The organism is Providencia sp. PROV_01, assembly GCF_053098325.1.
In genome coordinates, this window is the sequence record NZ_JBRFKD010000002.1 from 3,361,716 (window position 1) to 3,378,845 (window position 17,130).

At 39.8% G+C, this 17,130-nt stretch carries 15 protein-coding genes; 6 read left to right on the forward strand and 9 right to left on the reverse strand.

Going from position 1 to position 17,130, the window contains the following annotated elements; translation table 11 throughout:
- Positions 1-155: 155 nt before the first annotated feature.
- Positions 156-677, forward strand: a complete 522-nt coding sequence (gene sulA, locus ACU696_RS16535) for an SOS-induced cell division inhibitor SulA (protein ID WP_004909652.1) — start codon at positions 156-158, stop codon at positions 675-677.
- Positions 678-1,032: 355 nt separating this feature from the next.
- On the forward strand, positions 1,033-2,121 hold the full coding sequence (gene ompA, locus ACU696_RS16540; protein ID WP_109911065.1) for a porin OmpA: 1,089 nt from the start codon (positions 1,033-1,035) through the stop codon (positions 2,119-2,121).
- Positions 2,122-2,294: 173 nt separating this feature from the next.
- On the opposite strand, the gene matP is transcribed toward ompA, so the two are convergent.
- Positions 2,295-2,762: a macrodomain Ter protein MatP gene (gene matP, locus ACU696_RS16545; RefSeq protein ID WP_004909648.1), complete on the reverse strand. Its 468-nt coding sequence runs from the start codon at positions 2,760-2,762 to the stop codon at positions 2,295-2,297.
- A gap of 173 nt (positions 2,763-2,935) precedes the next feature.
- Here matP and ACU696_RS16550 point away from each other — a divergent pair, with 173 nt between their 5' ends.
- From ACU696_RS16550 to fabA, 3 genes are all read left to right on the forward strand, one after another.
- Positions 2,936-3,112, forward strand: coding sequence for a GhoT/OrtT family toxin (locus ACU696_RS16550; protein WP_004909646.1), 177 nt, complete (start codon positions 2,936-2,938; stop codon positions 3,110-3,112).
- A gap of 208 nt (positions 3,113-3,320) precedes the next feature.
- Positions 3,321-5,057, forward strand: coding sequence for an AAA family ATPase (locus tag ACU696_RS16555; RefSeq protein ID WP_196723973.1), 1,737 nt, complete (start codon positions 3,321-3,323; stop codon positions 5,055-5,057).
- A gap of 96 nt (positions 5,058-5,153) precedes the next feature.
- A complete protein-coding gene (fabA, locus tag ACU696_RS16560; RefSeq protein ID WP_004909641.1) occupies positions 5,154-5,672 on the forward strand; it encodes a bifunctional 3-hydroxydecanoyl-ACP dehydratase/trans-2-decenoyl-ACP isomerase in 519 nt (172 codons plus the stop codon).
- Positions 5,673-5,801: 129 nt separating this feature from the next.
- On the opposite strand, the gene rmf is transcribed toward fabA, so the two are convergent.
- The 6 genes from rmf to rlmKL all read right to left on the reverse strand — a co-directional run bounded on the left by rmf (position 5,802) and on the right by rlmKL (position 13,863).
- Positions 5,802-5,972: a ribosome modulation factor gene (rmf, locus tag ACU696_RS16565; RefSeq protein ID WP_004909639.1), complete on the reverse strand. Its 171-nt coding sequence runs from the start codon at positions 5,970-5,972 to the stop codon at positions 5,802-5,804.
- A gap of 358 nt (positions 5,973-6,330) precedes the next feature.
- Positions 6,331-6,885, reverse strand: coding sequence for a membrane integrity-associated transporter subunit PqiC (pqiC, locus tag ACU696_RS16570; RefSeq protein WP_004909636.1), 555 nt, complete (start codon positions 6,883-6,885; stop codon positions 6,331-6,333).
- Positions 6,885-8,534, reverse strand: a complete 1,650-nt coding sequence (pqiB, locus tag ACU696_RS16575; protein ID WP_004909634.1) for an intermembrane transport protein PqiB — start codon at positions 8,532-8,534, stop codon at positions 6,885-6,887. Before pqiB ends, pqiC begins: the two co-directional genes overlap by 1 nt.
- Positions 8,531-9,805, reverse strand: a complete 1,275-nt coding sequence (gene pqiA, locus ACU696_RS16580; protein WP_196723972.1) for a membrane integrity-associated transporter subunit PqiA — start codon at positions 9,803-9,805, stop codon at positions 8,531-8,533. The genes pqiB and pqiA overlap by 4 nt, the downstream gene beginning before the upstream one ends.
- Before the next feature lie 30 nt (positions 9,806-9,835).
- Positions 9,836-11,743, reverse strand: coding sequence for an ABC transporter ATP-binding protein (locus ACU696_RS16585; RefSeq protein ID WP_209101266.1), 1,908 nt, complete (start codon positions 11,741-11,743; stop codon positions 9,836-9,838).
- An 11-nt stretch (positions 11,744-11,754) separates the two neighbouring features.
- Positions 11,755-13,863: a bifunctional 23S rRNA (guanine(2069)-N(7))-methyltransferase RlmK/23S rRNA (guanine(2445)-N(2))-methyltransferase RlmL gene (rlmKL, locus tag ACU696_RS16590; RefSeq protein WP_209101262.1), complete on the reverse strand. Its 2,109-nt coding sequence runs from the start codon at positions 13,861-13,863 to the stop codon at positions 11,755-11,757.
- A 98-nt stretch (positions 13,864-13,961) separates the two neighbouring features.
- On the opposite strand from rlmKL, the gene ACU696_RS16595 reads away from it, so the two are divergent.
- A complete protein-coding gene (locus tag ACU696_RS16595; protein ID WP_004909625.1) occupies positions 13,962-15,077 on the forward strand; it encodes a YcbX family protein in 1,116 nt (371 codons plus the stop codon).
- 132 nt (positions 15,078-15,209) lie between these two features.
- Here ACU696_RS16595 and ACU696_RS16600 read toward each other — a convergent pair whose 3' ends face one another.
- Together ACU696_RS16600 and pyrD are read right to left on the reverse strand one after the other, a co-directional pair.
- Positions 15,210-15,755: a cell division protein ZapC gene (locus tag ACU696_RS16600; protein ID WP_004909622.1), complete on the reverse strand. Its 546-nt coding sequence runs from the start codon at positions 15,753-15,755 to the stop codon at positions 15,210-15,212.
- A gap of 269 nt (positions 15,756-16,024) precedes the next feature.
- The gene (gene pyrD, locus ACU696_RS16605; RefSeq protein ID WP_109911326.1) at positions 16,025-17,035 is read right to left on the reverse strand and encodes a quinone-dependent dihydroorotate dehydrogenase; all 1,011 of its coding nucleotides are present in this window, start codon (positions 17,033-17,035) and stop codon (positions 16,025-16,027) included.
- Positions 17,036-17,130: the final 95 nt, after the last annotated feature.

Genomic DNA, 17,130 nt, shown 5'->3' on the forward strand with positions numbered 1-17,130 from the left:
ATTACGCGTAACCAATTTTGAGAGTTTCCATAAAAAATGCCAAGAAGAATGCGGAGAAAAACAACAAAGTTGCGAAGCGCTTTGAAAAAATAGCCTTGATATTGGATGGATATACAGTTACTGTATGTTCATACAGCATTGTAACGAGGTAAATTATGAGCATCTATTCTTGGAACAACTCAACAGAACATTCTCTTAATAATTACGCACAATCAATCCCTGCTACAGGGCTTACCAATAGCTCTATACAACAAGGTATGGTGAGCGAACTTGTTTACGATGAAAAACACCCTATTATGGATTATATTTTATTACCAATGCTTCGTCAGTTTGGGGTTCAATCACGCTGGTTACTTTGGCTAACTCCAAATAAAAGGCTAAGTAAACACTGGTTAGAACAATCAGGTATACCTACTCATAAAGTTATGCAATTAAATCATATGGAAGATATCACTACGATTGATGCTATGGAAAAAGCACTAAGAAGTGGTAATTATAGTGTAGTTCTAGGGTGGCTACCGGAAATAAGCGAGCAAGATTTTGTTCGCTTACAATATGCAGCTCAAGAAGGTCGTTCTATCGGTTTAATTATGCGCCCACAAGAAACATATAATATGGTTAGCACACATGCAGGACAGCCAAACCACTTAAAAATTCACTCAAATCATTATCACTAGCTAAGATTAAGAATTTTCTTACTAAATTTAACCTTTAGAAATATTTATCTCTAAAGTTAAATTAAAAGTATTGTAGATCAATCAGATAGATAAAAAATAATCATTACGAAAAATATACATATCTCTCTGATTTATACACTAAAAAAATACTTTTTTTAACGATTATTGCTCACTCTACTTGTATCTTTTTAAGTTCGTTGTAGACTTTAGCTTGTTCGGCTTATGGCATTATTTTTTTACTTTTATTATTTTTTTGTAGATAATGTCTGCGAAACCTAGCAAGTAAATTAAACCAATGGCATATAATAAGGCTCAGCGAAGCCAAGCCAATATTGGATGATAACGAGGCGTAAAAATGAAAAAAACAGCTATCGCAGTAGCAGTGGCAGTAGCAGCTTTTGCAACCGTTGCACAAGCAGCTCCAAAAGATAACACTTGGTATACCGGTGCTAAATTAGGTTGGTCTCACTATGAAGACACTAGCCTGAACCCAGCAAAAACTGGTACAGACTATGCAGGTTGGGGCACTGTTGGTAACAGCACTGACCGTGACACAATCGGTGCAGGTGCCTACGCTGGTTACCAATATAACCAATACTTAGGCTTTGAGCTAGGCTACGATTGGTTCGGTAAAATGAAATACAAAGGCGCTGGTAACAGCGGTGACCTGAAATCTATGGGTGTTTCATTAACTACCAAATTAAGCTATCCAATCATTGATGACTTAGACGTTTACACTCGTTTAGGTGGTATGGTTTACCGCACTGAAGCTAAAGCTCACCAAAATGGCGAACGTTTCAAAGAAACTGACACTGGCGTTGCACCTGTATACGCATTGGGTCTTGAGTACGCAATCACTCCAGAGTGGGCGACTCGTTTAGACTACCAATGGGTTAGCAACTTAGGTGACAAAGACAATATCGGTACTCGTCCAGACAACGGCATGCTGAGTGTTGGTGTTGCTTACCGTTTCGGTCAAGCTGATGCTCCAGTTGTTGCTCCAGCTCCAGTTGTAGCTCCTGCTCCAGTTGTTGAAAACAAACGTTTTACTCTGCGTTCAGACGTTCTGTTTAACTTCAACAAAGCAAGCCTGAAACCAGAAGGTCAAGAAGCTCTGAATGAGCTGTACAACGAACTTAGCAGCATCGACCCAACTCAAGGTCGCGTACTGGTAGTTGGTTTCACTGACCGTATCGGTTCACAAAACTACAACCTGCCACTGTCACAAAAACGTGCTCAGTCTGTAGTTGACTACTTAGTTGCTAAAGGCGTTCCAGCTAGCGCAATCGCTGCAGAAGGCCGTGGTAAAGAAGATCCAGTAACTGGTAACAAATGTGACGATGTTAAAGGCCGTGCTGCTCTGATCGAATGTTTAGCACCAGACCGTCGCGTTGAAATCGAAATCCAAGGTACAACTGAAGTTGTAACTCAACCAGGTGCTTAATTCTTAGCCCTAGTTTGAATTTCGAACTGAACATAAAAACCCCAATTAATATTGGGGTTTTTTTTTACTATTAGAATAATAGGAACGATATAAAAATTCACTTTAAAATAAATATCTCGTAATAAAAGCATACTACTTGAATACATACAACAGTAATGAGCCGCTAACCTTTGTTAATTATCCTTTTCCTTTGACGTCCCGAGGATCGCTTGTAAATCTTGCTTTAATGAGCTCATCTGGCTTTCGTATTTATCTTTATGTTCTGCATCTTCAATCAACTGAATAATAGTTTCAGACAACGTTTTATTACGCTTCACTGCAAGATTAGACAAACGCTGCCACACCGAAAAATTTAAATCTATTGATTTCTTACGTGTATGGGGATGCTCTGCATTAAAATGACGTTTACGCCTCGCTCGAATACTCTGTTTCATTCGATTATCAAGCTCAGGATTCATATGCAAAGTGATCCACTTTAGTACATCAATCGGTCTATTTTCCATTTTTAGCAGCAAGTCTATCGCTTCTTTTTCTGCGCTTCTTTCTATATAACGGGTAATAGCTTCACCACCTCTTGCTTTATTGACGAGGTATTCCCATTTCCAGCCACATTCAAGATTTTCAAGCTGCTGATATTTCATAATTTTTCCTGAAGAAAATTGAACCTATCTTTATATTAGCAAGATTATAAACAAAATACTCAAGCAGATATTCGATTTAGTAGAATATTCACTTTTTCAGTAAAGAAGACAACCTACCCTTGTGAAAATAGTGTACAATCTGCCCCTATCTGTTAACAAATTAATAAAACTGCATGTCCACATTTGAATACATACTCGTCATCTATGGGATTGGCGGAGTATGCGCAATGCTATTTACCTTACTCGTTACAAAAGACCCTAACTGTTTTATGCGTTTACTGAGCGCCATACTAATTGGTTTAACTTGGCCAATGACACTACCTATTGTGTTTATGTTTTCGTTATTCTAGTCGATAATTCAACAATTATTGCTGCAAGATTGCCTATCAAAGGCTAATATAACAGGCTTGCCCATTGGGTAATGAATTAGCCTGAATTTTGTTTATAAAACAAACAATATTATTTAGCAAATTTATTAAATAAACCTTGTTCAGGCATATACGCCCAGCTTATTGGCAGGCATTCTATTTATAACCCTATTAATAGCAGATAATTATAGTGATCAGTCAAGAACTAACATGGCAAGGCCTAATTCCTAACTTATCGTCATTTCAGACGAAATTTGTATCTTCAGAAACGTTGACCCCTGCAATTTTGTCAGACATTCAGCCTAGGCTGTCTGATGGCATACAACATTTTGTTGATGAATTTGCCCAAACGCGCTTTATGTTTATCAAGTCTGATGAAAGTGAGGCATATCTTAGCCTTTATGCTAATGCAATTGCCCCCCTGCTAGCAGAGATCAACGCCATTGATGGTGATTATCAGTTATCTGAAGATAACCGACTTTTTCAGTGGAAAAATGGTGTTAAAAGCCGTTTTTCTTCTCGTGAAAAAATCGCTTACCGTAATTGGATAGAACCTGAACAATTATTCGGCTATGTCACCCCGTCCTTGAATTTAGTGCCTGGCTTACTTCATCAAATCAATGGCGGCATATTAGTTATCGCAGCTAGTGCATTAATTAGCCAGCCTTTAATGTGGGCTCGCCTAAAAAATATGGTTAACCGTCAACAACTTGAATGGTTACCTTATTCTGAAAATCAACCTTTACCAATTGAAATTGAGCCACACCCCTTAGAACTTAAAGTTATTATTGTTGGTGACCGACTCGCTTTAGAAGAATTTGAATTTACAGCACCGGAGCTATTTAGCTGCGCTATTTATGGCGAATATGAGCCTATTATGTTCTTCGAGGATGAAGAGCAATTGGCCTTATGGATGCGTTACATAAAATCCATTATTGATTCGAATAAACTACCGAATATTTCGCCTGAAGGTTGGCTTCCTTTTATCCAACAAGCTGTACGTTACTGTGAAGATAAATTTAATCTTCCTCTTGATATTCTTTGGTTAGTTCGATCTCTTGTCGATGCCAGCCATTACCATGTTAACCATTTGCTTACTCAAGAGTCATTTAATCAAGCAAATGAAAATCGCCAATGGCGCCACAGTTTTCTTGCTGAACGTACTCAAGATGATATTTTACAAGAACAAATCTTTGTTAAAACCGAAGGCGAAGTCATCGGGCAAGTTAATGGTTTGTCTGTTTTGCAATACCCGGGGCACCCAGATGCCATTGGCGAACCTTCGCGAATCACCTGTGTTGCGCATTTAGGTGATGGTGAATTTACAGATGTAGAACGTAAAGCCGAGCTAGGTGGTAATATTCATGCTAAAGGCATGATGATCATGCAAGCCTATTTAAATTACGAGCTTAAATTAGAGCAACCTCAGCCCTTCTCCGCCTCTATCGTCTTTGAGCAATCCTATGGTGAAGTTGATGGTGATAGCGCATCGCTCGCAGAGCTGTGTGCTTTAATTAGTGCATTAGCTCTACAACCTATTGATCAGCAAATTGCCATCACCGGTGCTGTTGACCAATTTGGTTATGTCCAACCTATTGGTGGGGTAAATGAGAAAATTGAAGGCTTCTTCGATATCTGTGAAAAACGAGGATTAACTGGTAGTCAAGGTGTCATCATCCCAATGGCAAATGTGCGCCATTTATGCACCAAGTCGGCTGTCGTTGAAGCGGTACAAAAAGGTCAATTCCATATTTGGCCTGTTGAACATGTTGCCCAAGCCATTACTTTACTCACTAAGCAGCCTTACTTTGAACAACAAGCTGAAGAGGAAAATGTACACCTGTTAGCTTTAATTCAAGAACGAATCAACCAAGCAAACTCACCTGATAAAGCTAGACTCCCTTGGTTCTTAAAATGGATGAGTTGAGTAAAGATTGCGTAAAAAATAGCAGATCGGAGTTGTTCAGCGTACAAGTGTACGCTATCCTGTAGCCCTACACATAATAAAGGCTATCTTAAGAACATGGTTGAGAAACGCGGATCCTACACAAAAGATGATTTAATTGCTTCTGGTAAAGGCGAGTTATTTGGAGAAAATGGTCCTCCATTGCCATCAGGAAACATGTTGATGATGGATCGTATCGTCAGTATGACTGAAGATGGCGGTACATTTAACAAAGGTTATGTGGAAGCTGAACTGGATATTAATCCGGACCTTTGGTTCTTTGGCTGCCACTTTACAAACGACCCTGTCATGCCAGGCTGTTTAGGCCTTGATGCAATGTGGCAGTTAGTTGGCTTCTACCTTGGCTGGCTCGGTGGTGAAGGTAAAGGGCGTGCGTTAGGCGTTGGCGAAGTTAAATTTACTGGCCAAGTTCTCCCTACCGCGAAAAAAGTCACTTATCGCATTAGCTTTAAACGCGTGATCAATCGTAAGCTGATTATGGGTTTAGCTGACGGTGAAGTATTAGTTGATGGTAAATTAATTTATACTGCAACAGACTTAAAAGTGGGTCTTTTTAAAGACACGAGCGCATTCTAAGCTTTGAAATGCAAACCTCCGCAATGGCGGAGGTTCTTAAATTGATTGATCTCTTTAACTTGAAAACCCAAAAATACGCAAGAAAATCAGTACAGGTTATTTAACCTAAAGGATCAAAGAATATGGGGATTATACTACCGCTACGGTTCGGTCCTCCATCGCCTTTCGCCAACCACCTAGCCAATGCGACCGAGCATCTACTGCTTGATATGGGCACAGCTCTTTAGAGCGCCCTGCTAAACCTGCTTGATAACCTCTTGATAAAGCTCTTTCTAAACGGTCTCGTTTCTGTCTTTTCATGCCTTACTTCCCTCATCATTTAAATGGAAAAGAAAACAGCACCTACTATTTTTTAATAGGTACTCTATAGAAATAGCGCCCGTTGATAAAAAAATCAAGTAAAGATTTTCATATATTTGTCATAAATAGCATAAGTGTGACTTGTATGTGACAATTAGCATAACTCATTGATTTAAATTAAAAATAAAAACATTCTTTTATTTATCATAATATTAGCGAATAAAAGAAGTTATTGTTCACTAATATATAAATTAAAAGAATATCTATATTTGATAAAAATAATAATGCACCTGAAATATATAAAACTACATATATTCAAGGTGCATTTAATATAATTTACTTAAATAGTTGCCAATAACTAGTATTTATCTATTTCTTTCGCAATACTCTCAGCCACTTGCTGCCACCCCATCGATAACGTACGGACTAACTCTGGATAGCCATCTTCATTTTGATCTAACTGTACATCAAAATTACGGCGGATCACGTTGTTATCATGAGAGTAAGTCCAGAAACCTTGCACTAATACTTTCCCGTCATACCGCCCATTAAAGGCCGTTAAAGTGATATCAAGTGTATCCGGTGAGTTCTGTAATGGCTGCAACGATACCAATTTTTCAGGTAATGCTGCAGATAATTCACTCACCATCGACTGCCCAAGTTGTTGCTCTAATGGGCTAGCCCATAAGTGGGTACTTGCATTGGTATAACTGACATCTGTCGTTTGGTAGGTAATACCATTTGACGTCAGTACATCCGATAACATAATACGCTGCAACCATACTTGGCCTTTATCCATCACCTCTGCAGATTGTGTCTGAGGAGTTTTCATTGGCAATTGGTAGTACTTTTTCTCTGGAGTACTACTACAAGCCGCCAATAACAAAACAAATATCGATAATAAATATCTCATTATTTTTTCACTCCTTTAGGCTCAACATCCTTCGTGGGTTCAGCTTCAAAAACTAGTGCATTACTCTTATTATTCAAGGTACGTAAAAGTGGCTGAACTTCTCTCAATACTTGGTCTAAACGTTGCATGTTATCCACCATTTTATTATAAGCTGGTGAACCAGGTTGGAAACCTTGCATTGCTCGGTTCATTTCTTGCAGTGTTTTTTGCAAGTCATGAGGTAAATTCTGGAACTCTTTACTCGCCATCACTTTGTTGAGCTGAGCTAACATAGCATTAGCCTCTTTAACAACTTTTTGCCCTTCTGCCAATGTTTGTGTGGTTTGATTAAGCATCGGTTCAATTGGCATATTGTTAATTTTATCTAACACTGCAATGACTTTTTGTTGAATTTGCGCTAACCCTGCACTGGTTGTTGGGATAATTTTATAGCCAGCAACCACCATTGGGCCTTTATAAGGCTCTGCATTTTGCACAAAATCCAAGTCAACAAATAATGCGCCAGTTAGTAAATTTCCTGATTTTAATGATGCTCTCAAGCCATCTTTCAATGCTAAATTTAATTCATTTTTTAAATTAAAATTCTTGCCAACATCTTTAGAGAAACGTTCTGGCTCAATATGAATCAAAACAGGAATTCTAAAGTCATTATCCAGAGATTGGTCTAAACCTTCCGTATAAAAAGGCACTTGTGCAACAGTACCTAAACGAATACCCCGGAACTCGACCGGCGCGCCTGGTTGCAAGCCTCGCACTGAGTCGGAGAAAAATAAGACAAAATCTTGATACTGTGTATACAAAGAGTTTTGAATACTGCTTTGGTTGTCAAACAGTTGAAATTCCGTATTTTCCTTCACATTTGCACCTGGAACCCATCCCGTTGGAACATCAAAACTCACACCACCAGTAAGCAGTGTAGCAATTGAGCCCATTTCAACGTGAACACCTTGGGATGACATATCAAAAGCAATACCACTGTCTTTCCAGAAACGTACATTTGAACTAATTAATTTATCATACGGCGCATTGATAAATAATTGGTAGCGCATATCACGCTTATCCATATCAAAGTTGCTAGTTTCAACAGAACCGACTCGGTAACCACGGAATAATACAGGGTCACCTGGGTTTAATTGCCCTGCTTTATCACTCACCAGTACCACACGAATGCCCTTAGCATCTGGTGATGCAAGAGGAGGGGTATCCAACAGAGTGAACTCGAAATGCTCTTTTGCCGCTAACCCCGGTTGAAGCTCAATATAAGCACCTGAAAGTAATGTGCCCAGCCCAGTGACACCATCACGACCGATTGTCGGTTTTACAATCCAAAACGCGGAATCGGTACGTAGCAACTCTTTCATTTCATTGTTCAAGCGCGCTTTAATGATCACTCGACTAAAATTATCATCGAGTGTCACGCTTTCCACAACGCCAATATCAACGCTGCGACTTTTAATTTTCGTTTTACCCGCTTCTATTCCTTCAGCATTGTAAGTGATTAATGTCACTTCTGGGCCTTGGTTGCTAAAGTGGTAAAATAAGACCCAAGCACCAAGCAAGAGCGTCACTATTGGGATCACCCATACAGGCGACCAACTTTTTAGCTTGCTAATTTTGGCATTGGCCTGTGGTGTTTCTTTATCAGTCACCCGATGACTCCTTCTTGTTCAACAGTATTTACTTCATTTTTTCTTTCACAGCGATCCCATGTTAATCTAGGGTCAAAGGTCATCGCTGCAAACATTGTGAGAATAACAACCACACCAAAGAAAATAATCCCCATTGCAGGGACAATATTCATCAATTGCCCCATTTGAACCAAAGAGGCTAAAATAGTGATAACAAACACATCTATCATTGACCAACGGCCGACATATTCCACCAGCTCATAAATAAAGTGCATACGATGCGGGTCGCGATTACCGTACCCTTTAGAATCGAGGCAAAGCCATGCAATTCCTATCATCTTCAATGTAGGTACCATGATACTGGCCACAAAAATCACCATGGCAACAGGGTATGACCCGTCTTCCCACAACAAAATCACACCATCAATAATGGTCGAATTTAATGCCGTTCCCAACGTATTAGTAGTCATCATTGGCAGCACATTAGCAGGGATATACAACATAATTGATGTGACTAAAAGCGCTAAAGTCCATTGTAAACTTTGGTTTTTACGTACACTACCATGGGAGTGACAACGTGGACATTTTGATTGTTCGGCAGGTAAAATCGCCGTACACACTAGGCATAAACGTACGTCTTGTTTAATACCTGTCTGGCCCACGATTAACCGCCTATCTAGCTTCGGAGCCGCTTCAATTCGGTTCCACAGCCAATGGCGATCTAAGCATTGAAAAGCCCTTACTTGTAGCATGCAATACGCACAATAAGGTAAAAAGCTTAACCCAATGCCAATATCACCGTAAGCTATCAATTTAACAAAACTGACTAAGACCCCCGCTAAAAAAATCTCAGCCATACACCACGCTTTCATTTGGAACAAAATACGGGTGATCACCACTTTAATTCCTTTAGGAATATGAACTTGTAACCCTAAAAGAATAATTGTGATCATACAAAATGCAGGAATAATCAATGAAAAAAATAGAAAAAAGAGTGCCAGACCGCTATAACGTGTGGTTGCTATAATTTCAATTATTTGAAATAACGAAATTTCATTTTCAATCCCTGCGGCCCCCATCTTAACAAAGGGGAATAAGCAGGCAACAAACAGCATAATTAATGCACTGAAGGCATATGCTGCTGGCTGCTTATACGGATATCGCCACTTTGAGACCAATGTGGTCTCGCAGCGTGGACACGTTGCCTTGCTCCCTTGCTCCAATTCAGGGACTGCAACCAACATGTCACACTGAGGACAAAGCACATGTTCATGAGACTCATGGTTGCACAAAGTGTATTTGCTCCTTTAATTAAAACGTAATTAGCCGTTTTTCAGCAATTCAAGCTCTTGCCAACGGTCAAACGCTTGCTCTAACTCAGCTTCTTTTGCCGCTAACTGACTCAGCGTTTTTTCTGTTACATCATGTGGTTGGTTGAAAAAATCAGCATCACCAACTTGAGCTTGCAGCGCTTCAATTTCACTTTCAAGTTGTTCCAATTTTGCTGGTAATTGTTCCAATTCACGTAATAAATTGTAACTGAGCTTATTTGAACGTTTTACCGTTTCTTTCGATTTCGTCTGCTTATCTTGGCTAGCCACTTTACCCGTTTGTTCTGCTTTCAAACTCACGGTTTGTGCTTTTTGCTGTTGAGCATCGTAATACCCACCAGCAAAACGGTTAATAACCCCATTACCTTCGAAGATCCAGCACTCTGTCACGCTGTTATCGACAAATTCTCGGTCATGGCTAACCAGTAAAACCGTTCCTTGGTAACCATCAACTAATTCTTCAAGTAACTCTAAAGTTTCGACATCAAGGTCGTTAGTCGGTTCATCGAGGATCAATAAGTTACTTGGTTTTAGGAATAAACGCGCGAGCAGTAACCGGTTACGCTCACCGCCTGAAAGTGCTCGAACAGGTGTCATCGCACGTTTTGGTGGGAACATAAAATCTTGCAAATAGCCTAGAACATGGCGTGGCTTACCATTTACCATGACTTCTTGTTTGCCTTCTGCCAAGTTATCCATCACGGTTTTATCTGGGTCTAATGCCGCACGATGCTGGTCGAAATAAGCAACTTCCAACTTAGTACCACAATGCACTCGTCCGCTGTCTGCTTGTAAATCCCCTAGCATTAAGCGCAACAATGTTGTTTTACCACAACCATTTGGCCCAACTAAAGCGATTTTATCACCACGTAATACTTGAGCTGAAAAATCTTTTACCAGTACTTTATTATCAATCTGGTAATTCACATTTTCCATTTCAAATACAATTTTGCCAGAACGAGCTGCTTCACCGACTTGCATTTTCGCTGTGCCCATCACTTCACGACGCTCTGAACGCTCTACGCGTAGCGCTTTCAGTGCACGAACACGCCCTTCATTACGAGTACGACGCGCTTTAATACCTTGGCGGATCCACGTCTCTTCTTGGGCTAATTTACGGTCGAATTCTGCATTTTGCATCTCTTCTACACGCAAAGCTTCTTCTTTGTTCACCAAGTAGTCATCATAATTACCCGGCCAAGAAGACAATTGCCCACGGTCTAAATCAATAATACGGGTTGCCATATTGCGGATAAATGAACGGTCATGGGAAATAAATACGATACTACCTTGGAAATCTTTTAAGAAATTTTCCAGCCAAAGAATTGTTTCAATATCTAAGTGGTTGGTTGGCTCATCTAAAAATAATACTCTCGGGTTACTCACTAACGCACGGCCCAAAGCCGCTTTACGTAACCAACCACCTGATAATGAAGACAGTTCTGCATCCGCAGGTAAACCGAGTTTTTTCAGGACATCACTGATACGAGAGTCTAATAACCATAAATTACGGTTATCCAACACCTCTTGCAATTCAGCTAATTTATTTAAATTTTTCTCGCTCGGGTCAGTTTCGACCTCTTTCGCAACATGGTGATAATCTTTGAGGTACTGAGCTTGTTCTGCAACGCCTTCAGCCACAAAATCAAAAATAGTGCCTTCAATATTACGCGGTGGATCTTGCTGTAAGCGAGCAACAATCAAGTCTTGCTCGTAAATTAACTGGCCATCATCCAGCGGCTGCTCTTTCGTTAACACTCGCATTAATGTCGATTTACCCGCACCGTTGCGACCAACCAAACACACACGTTCGTTATCTTCGATATGAATTTCGGTATTATCCAGTAATGGGGCATCACTAAACGAAAGGTATGCACCCAACAAATTAATTAAAGCCATTGATTCTATCCTTACTCTGCGTGGCTAATTAACCAGCAGTTATGTATTTGACGGTTACGAGCAAAATCTTCTGACAGTGTTTTAGCTGTGATTTCTTGTGCTTGTAATCCTAATTCTTTAATTGCTTCAAGATCCATTTTGAAACCGCGTTTGTTATTAGAAAACATCACGGTTCCACCACGGCGCAATAACCGTTTTAGATGGGTAATCAATTGGATATGATCCCGTTGTACATCAAATGTACCATCCATGCGTTTTGAATTTGAAAATGTTGGCGGATCAATAAAGATCAAATCAAATTGCTCCCGGCTATTTGCCAGCCAACTCAAGCAATCCGCTTGAATTAAACGATGCTGACGACCTGTTAGCCCATTCGCTTGTAGGTTTTTTTCAGCCCACTCAAGATAAGTACGTGACATATCGACGGAAGTGGTGCTTTTCGCGCCACCAAGCCCTGCATGCACAGTGGCAGTACCGGTATAACAGAACAAGTTTAGGAAATCCGCATCTTTACTCATTTGGCCTAACATTTTACGGGCAATACGATGGTCAAGGAATAACCCCGTATCTAGATAGTCCGTCAAATTCACCAACATTTTTGCATTGTATTCTTGTACTAAAAAGAAATCGTCTTTTTGGGCTAATTTCTCATATTGCTGCTTACCTTTTTGGCGCTGGCGTGTTTTTAACACTAGCTGATTCGATGTCAGTTCTAGCACATTCATTGTTGCAGTGATCACATCAAATAAGCGTTGACGAGCTTTACGTTCATCAACGGTTTTTGGTGGTGCATATTCTTGAATCACCACTTTATCGCCATAAATATCAACCGCAACATTGTATTCCGGTAAATCCGCATCATAAACACGATAACTATCAATACTTTGTTGTTTTGCCCATTTACTTAATTTTTTGATATTTTTACGTAAACGATTTGCAAAATCAGGTGAAATTTCCGCGATAGTTTCTGACGGTGTAGCCGCTAATTGATAATTCTTTTGAACGCAATCTAAAGGACCATTCTTGGCCTTAAATTCACGCTCTGAACGCAGTTGCAAACAGCTAAGTAACTCAGGAGAAGCACTAAAAATCGATAAACGCCACCCAGGGAAGCGGGCCTTCACGATACGCCCTAATTGGCTATGTAGCGCAATTAAAGCAGGCTCACTTTCTAAACGCTCACCATAAGGCGGGTTACTGATAATTGTTCCTATCGTATCGGTGTTAACTGGGTTTTCCAATGCTGCGGCATCACCTTGCTTAAAGGTGATTAAGTCTTGTAACCCTGCACGACGCGCGTTCGCACGAGCCATTTCAAGTACACGCTTATCAATATCAAAACCATAAAAACGTGATGTCGTCTCTTTCAAACCTTGGCGGAAACGAACTTGCGCTTCTGTGGTTAATTCACGCCAAAGTTCCGCGTTAAATTTCGACCATGCATAAAAGCCCCAATGAGTACGGTGTAATCCCGGGGCTTTATCTGTTGCCATCATTGCAGCTTCAATTAACAGTGTTCCTGAACCGCACATCGGATCGACCAATGGTGTTCCTTGTTGCCAACCAGAACGGTTAATAATTGCTGCTGCCAGTGTCTCTTTTAAGGGCGCTTGGCCTGCCAAATCACGGTAGCCACGTATATGTAGCGAGTCACCACTTAAATCGAGTGCCACACTGGCTCTTTCTTTATTAAGGTAGACGTTGATACGAATATCTGCTTGCTGGCGAGCGACATCAGGGCGCTGGTCTAGCTTGCGTACGAAGCTGTCTACGATAGCATCTTTAACTTTCAATGCACCGTATTGGCTGTTGCGAATTTCTTCGTTAGTCCCTGTAAAATGAACAACAAAGGTATCATTGACGGAGAAAATCTCACTCCAGTCGATAGCTTGCACACCAAGATACAAATCTAAGTCACTGTAGACGTCAAAATCATTCAGTGGCAATAAAATACGCGATGCCAGCCGACTCCACAGTAGGCTTTGGTACATAACACGTTCGTCGGCCTGAAAATAGACACCCCCCTGGGCCACTTTGCATTGGCTAGCGCCAAGCGATTCTAATTCCGTTTTCAGTAGTTCTTCAAGGCCGCGAGCTGTGCTGGCAAACAGAGAATTCATAGTATTTATTACCAATTTGGATGAAAAATTGTTGCGCATTATAGCTAATCTTATGCAGTTGTCATAAAGTTGCTACGCACAATTATAAGGATTAAAAAATGATAACGCTTTCGCGCCTTTATACACACCCAGTTAAATCTATGCGAGGAGTTCGTTTATCCCACGCCTTCGCTGATATTAGCGGTTTGACTTTTGATCGTAATTTTATGGTAACCACGCTGGAAGGTAAATTTATTACGGCGAGAAAATATCCACAAATGTTACTTTTTACACCGGTAATGCTCAATAATGGTCTTCACTTGCGAGCACCAAATGGCGAAAGTGCAACAGTATTGTATCAGGACTTTGATGAGAAACAGAGCCCTACTGAAGTTTGGGGCAATCATTTTCACGCACTTATTGCCCCTGAAGCGATAAATAGTTGGTTAACTAGCTTTTTTGACGAACCTGTACAACTACGCTGGCTTAGTCCTCAGCTTTCTCGCCGCGTCAAAGAATACCAAGATGTGCCAATGTCTTTTGCTGACGGCTATCCCTTTTTACTGATCAACGAAGCTTCTGTCCAAGAACTGCAACGTCGATGCCCTGCCAGTATTAAATTAGAACAGTTTCGTGGCAACTTAATTATTACTGGCGCCAAGCCGTTTGAAGAAGATACATGGAAAACTATTCAAATTGGTGATGTCGTCTTTACATTAGATAGGCCATGTAGCCGATGCATTTTAACGACTGTTAGCCCAGAAAAAGGGATTAAACACCCCCACAGTGAACCACTTGCAACACTACAAACCTTCCGTTCAGATGAAACCGGCGATGTCGATTTTGGCCAAAATGTGATTATCAAAAATACAGGTGTTATTCGTGTTGGTGATACCCTGACGGTATTAGAAACTAAACCTGCAAAACAATATTTAGTTCAAGAGCGGGAAAATGACCTAGCAGCTAATAAATTAAATACTCAAGCCAATAATGTCAGTTTAGTTTTTGAGGAAACAGAATATACAGGTGATAACCAAAATGTGATCCTTGAACAATTAGAATCCCATGGTTTAACTATCCCTTATTCGTGTCGAGCAGGTATTTGTGGTCGCTGTAAAATTAAGCTTATTTCTGGGGAAGTCACTCCATTAAAACAAAGTGCCATCAAAGAAAACGGTTACATACTCGCCTGCAGCTGTATCCCAAAAACAGCGGTTAAATTAGCGTTTAACTAAATGTTGGTTTTGCTTTTTAACACCATCAGGGGAGTAATTCTCAGATGGTGTTAAACACTCATAACTAGATTAATTAAATTAGCAAAGAAACCTATTTATTTAACTATTTTTCACTAGATCCTTGCCGATCATTTAAATAGCATTACCATATAATTGACGTTTAACTTTAGATGAATATTCAAGCATGCGATCGTTCATGATCTTAATTGGATCGCAAAACCGTAAAGTTCGATCGGGTAATTCTAAGATTGGTTCTGCTAATAAACATAAACTCGCAGATGGGCCAGCTTCAGCAATAATAAATGTGAAGTACTGGTTTGTATTTTCTAAACACACTTGAATTATTTGCCCCTGCTTAGGTTCATTAATATAGTGAAATGAAGAAAAATACCAACTCTTTGGCATCTGTGGTTTTAAAAAACGAAAAGCAACTAAGCTATTTAAGACTAATTCAGCTCTTTCTTCTTGAGTAATATTTAATCTTTTAGCCTGCTCATCGAATAAATAATATTCACCTGCATCTTCGATACTAAATGGCATCTCATTACGAGCAAAAACCGTTAGCATCTTAGCAGGAAAACATGAACGAAATATCATGCCGTTGGCGAGATCTAACATCACTCTATTATGGTCATGATCAAAATACCAACGCCAATGATCATCAGGTTTAATATTCATAAACGACCCTTTAGCGATTTACCGGTAAATATAGCAGAAATGATCTCTATAGTGATCCTTTCTAAATTTACTCTAGGGCTTATTTTTATATGCTAAAAATTGGATCTACTAAATAAGATACGTTAGAAATACCCGGATAATATTGTTATCTAAATAGCAAATCTACTAAAAATTGAGTTCAATTTGATACAAAAATAGCCACTATTAGCAATATAGTTTAAAAGGGGGAATAAATAAACCCCCTTGATAGGTAAATTTACAATTTATTACTAGATATGATTAACAATATCTTTAATTAATTTTGGCCCATGGTAAATAAAACCAGAATAAATTTGAATTAAAGAGGCACCCGCTTCCATTTTTTCACGTGCTGCAGTAAGGGAATCAATTCCACCCACTCCAATTATTGGCAGTTTGCCATTTAATTCACGCGAAATAATCTTAATAACTTGTGTGCTTTTTAATTGTACAGGACGACCGCTTAATCCACCTGCTTCATTGCAATGATTTATCCCTTGAACCAAAGAACGATCTAACGTGGTATTCGTTGCAATAACGCCATCGATATTATGTCTGACTAGGCTATCTGAAACTTGGATAATTTCCTCTTCAGATAAATCAGGCGCAACCTTTACAGCAACAGGCACATATTTTTGGTACTGTAATTGTAATTCCAGTTGTTTTGCTTTTATGCTACTTAATAAATCATCCAGCGCTTCGCCATATTGTAATGTACGTAACCCTGGCGTATTTGGTGAGGAGATATTAATAGCAATATAACCTGCATGAGCATAGACCTTATCCATGCAAATTAAATAATCATCTTTACCTTGTTCAACAGGCGTATCTTTATTTTTACCTATATTGATTCCAATGACCCCACCGTAATTCGATTTCTTGACGTTCTCGACAAGGTTATCGACACCTTTATTATTAAAGCCCATCCGGTTAATTAAACCTTCAGCTTCTACAAGTCGAAATAACCGCGGTTTATCATTACCAGATTGGGGACGAGGAGTTACTGTACCAATTTCTATAAACCCAAAACCCATTGCGCCAAATGCATCAATACATTCACCATCTTTATCTAAACCCGCAGCAAGCCCTAGTGGGTTTTTGAAGGAAAGCCCCATACATTGAACGGGCTTAGTGGCAACTGATTGGCGAATAAGACATTGGAAAGGGGAATGATTCAAACGTTGAAGCTGGCGAAAAGTCAATTCATGCGCTTTTTCGGGGTCGAACTGGAATAGTGCCTTGCGGGCAAGGTGATATAGCATATCCAATAACCTATTTTTACTAGTACGTTTCAATAGAGTAGACATCATGTCGCACGCTAAAACCCCGCCAAATACAATTTGCCGAGCTTTCATTC

Coding starts and splice junctions, on each gene's coding strand:
- sulA (WP_004909652.1), top strand. CDS start 156: ATGAGCATCTATTCTTGGAACAACTCAACAGAACATTCTCTTAATAAT.
- ACU696_RS16550 (WP_004909646.1), top strand. CDS start 2,936: ATGTCCACATTTGAATACATACTCGTCATCTATGGGATTGGCGGAGTA.
- matP (WP_004909648.1), bottom strand. CDS start 2,762: ATGAAATATCAGCAGCTTGAAAATCTTGAATGTGGCTGGAAATGGGAA.
- rlmKL (WP_209101262.1), bottom strand. CDS start 13,863: ATGAATTCTCTGTTTGCCAGCACAGCTCGCGGCCTTGAAGAACTACTG.
- ACU696_RS16600 (WP_004909622.1), bottom strand. CDS start 15,755: ATGAATATTAAACCTGATGATCATTGGCGTTGGTATTTTGATCATGAC.
- ACU696_RS16585 (WP_209101266.1), bottom strand. CDS start 11,743: ATGGCTTTAATTAATTTGTTGGGTGCATACCTTTCGTTTAGTGATGCC.
- pqiC (WP_004909636.1), bottom strand. CDS start 6,885: ATGAGATATTTATTATCGATATTTGTTTTGTTATTGGCGGCTTGTAGT.
- ompA (WP_109911065.1), top strand. CDS start 1,033: ATGAAAAAAACAGCTATCGCAGTAGCAGTGGCAGTAGCAGCTTTTGCA.
- rmf (WP_004909639.1), bottom strand. CDS start 5,972: ATGAAAAGACAGAAACGAGACCGTTTAGAAAGAGCTTTATCAAGAGGT.
- fabA (WP_004909641.1), top strand. CDS start 5,154: ATGGTTGAGAAACGCGGATCCTACACAAAAGATGATTTAATTGCTTCT.
- ACU696_RS16595 (WP_004909625.1), top strand. CDS start 13,962: ATGATAACGCTTTCGCGCCTTTATACACACCCAGTTAAATCTATGCGA.
- pyrD (WP_109911326.1), bottom strand. CDS start 17,035: ATGCTATATCACCTTGCCCGCAAGGCACTATTCCAGTTCGACCCCGAA.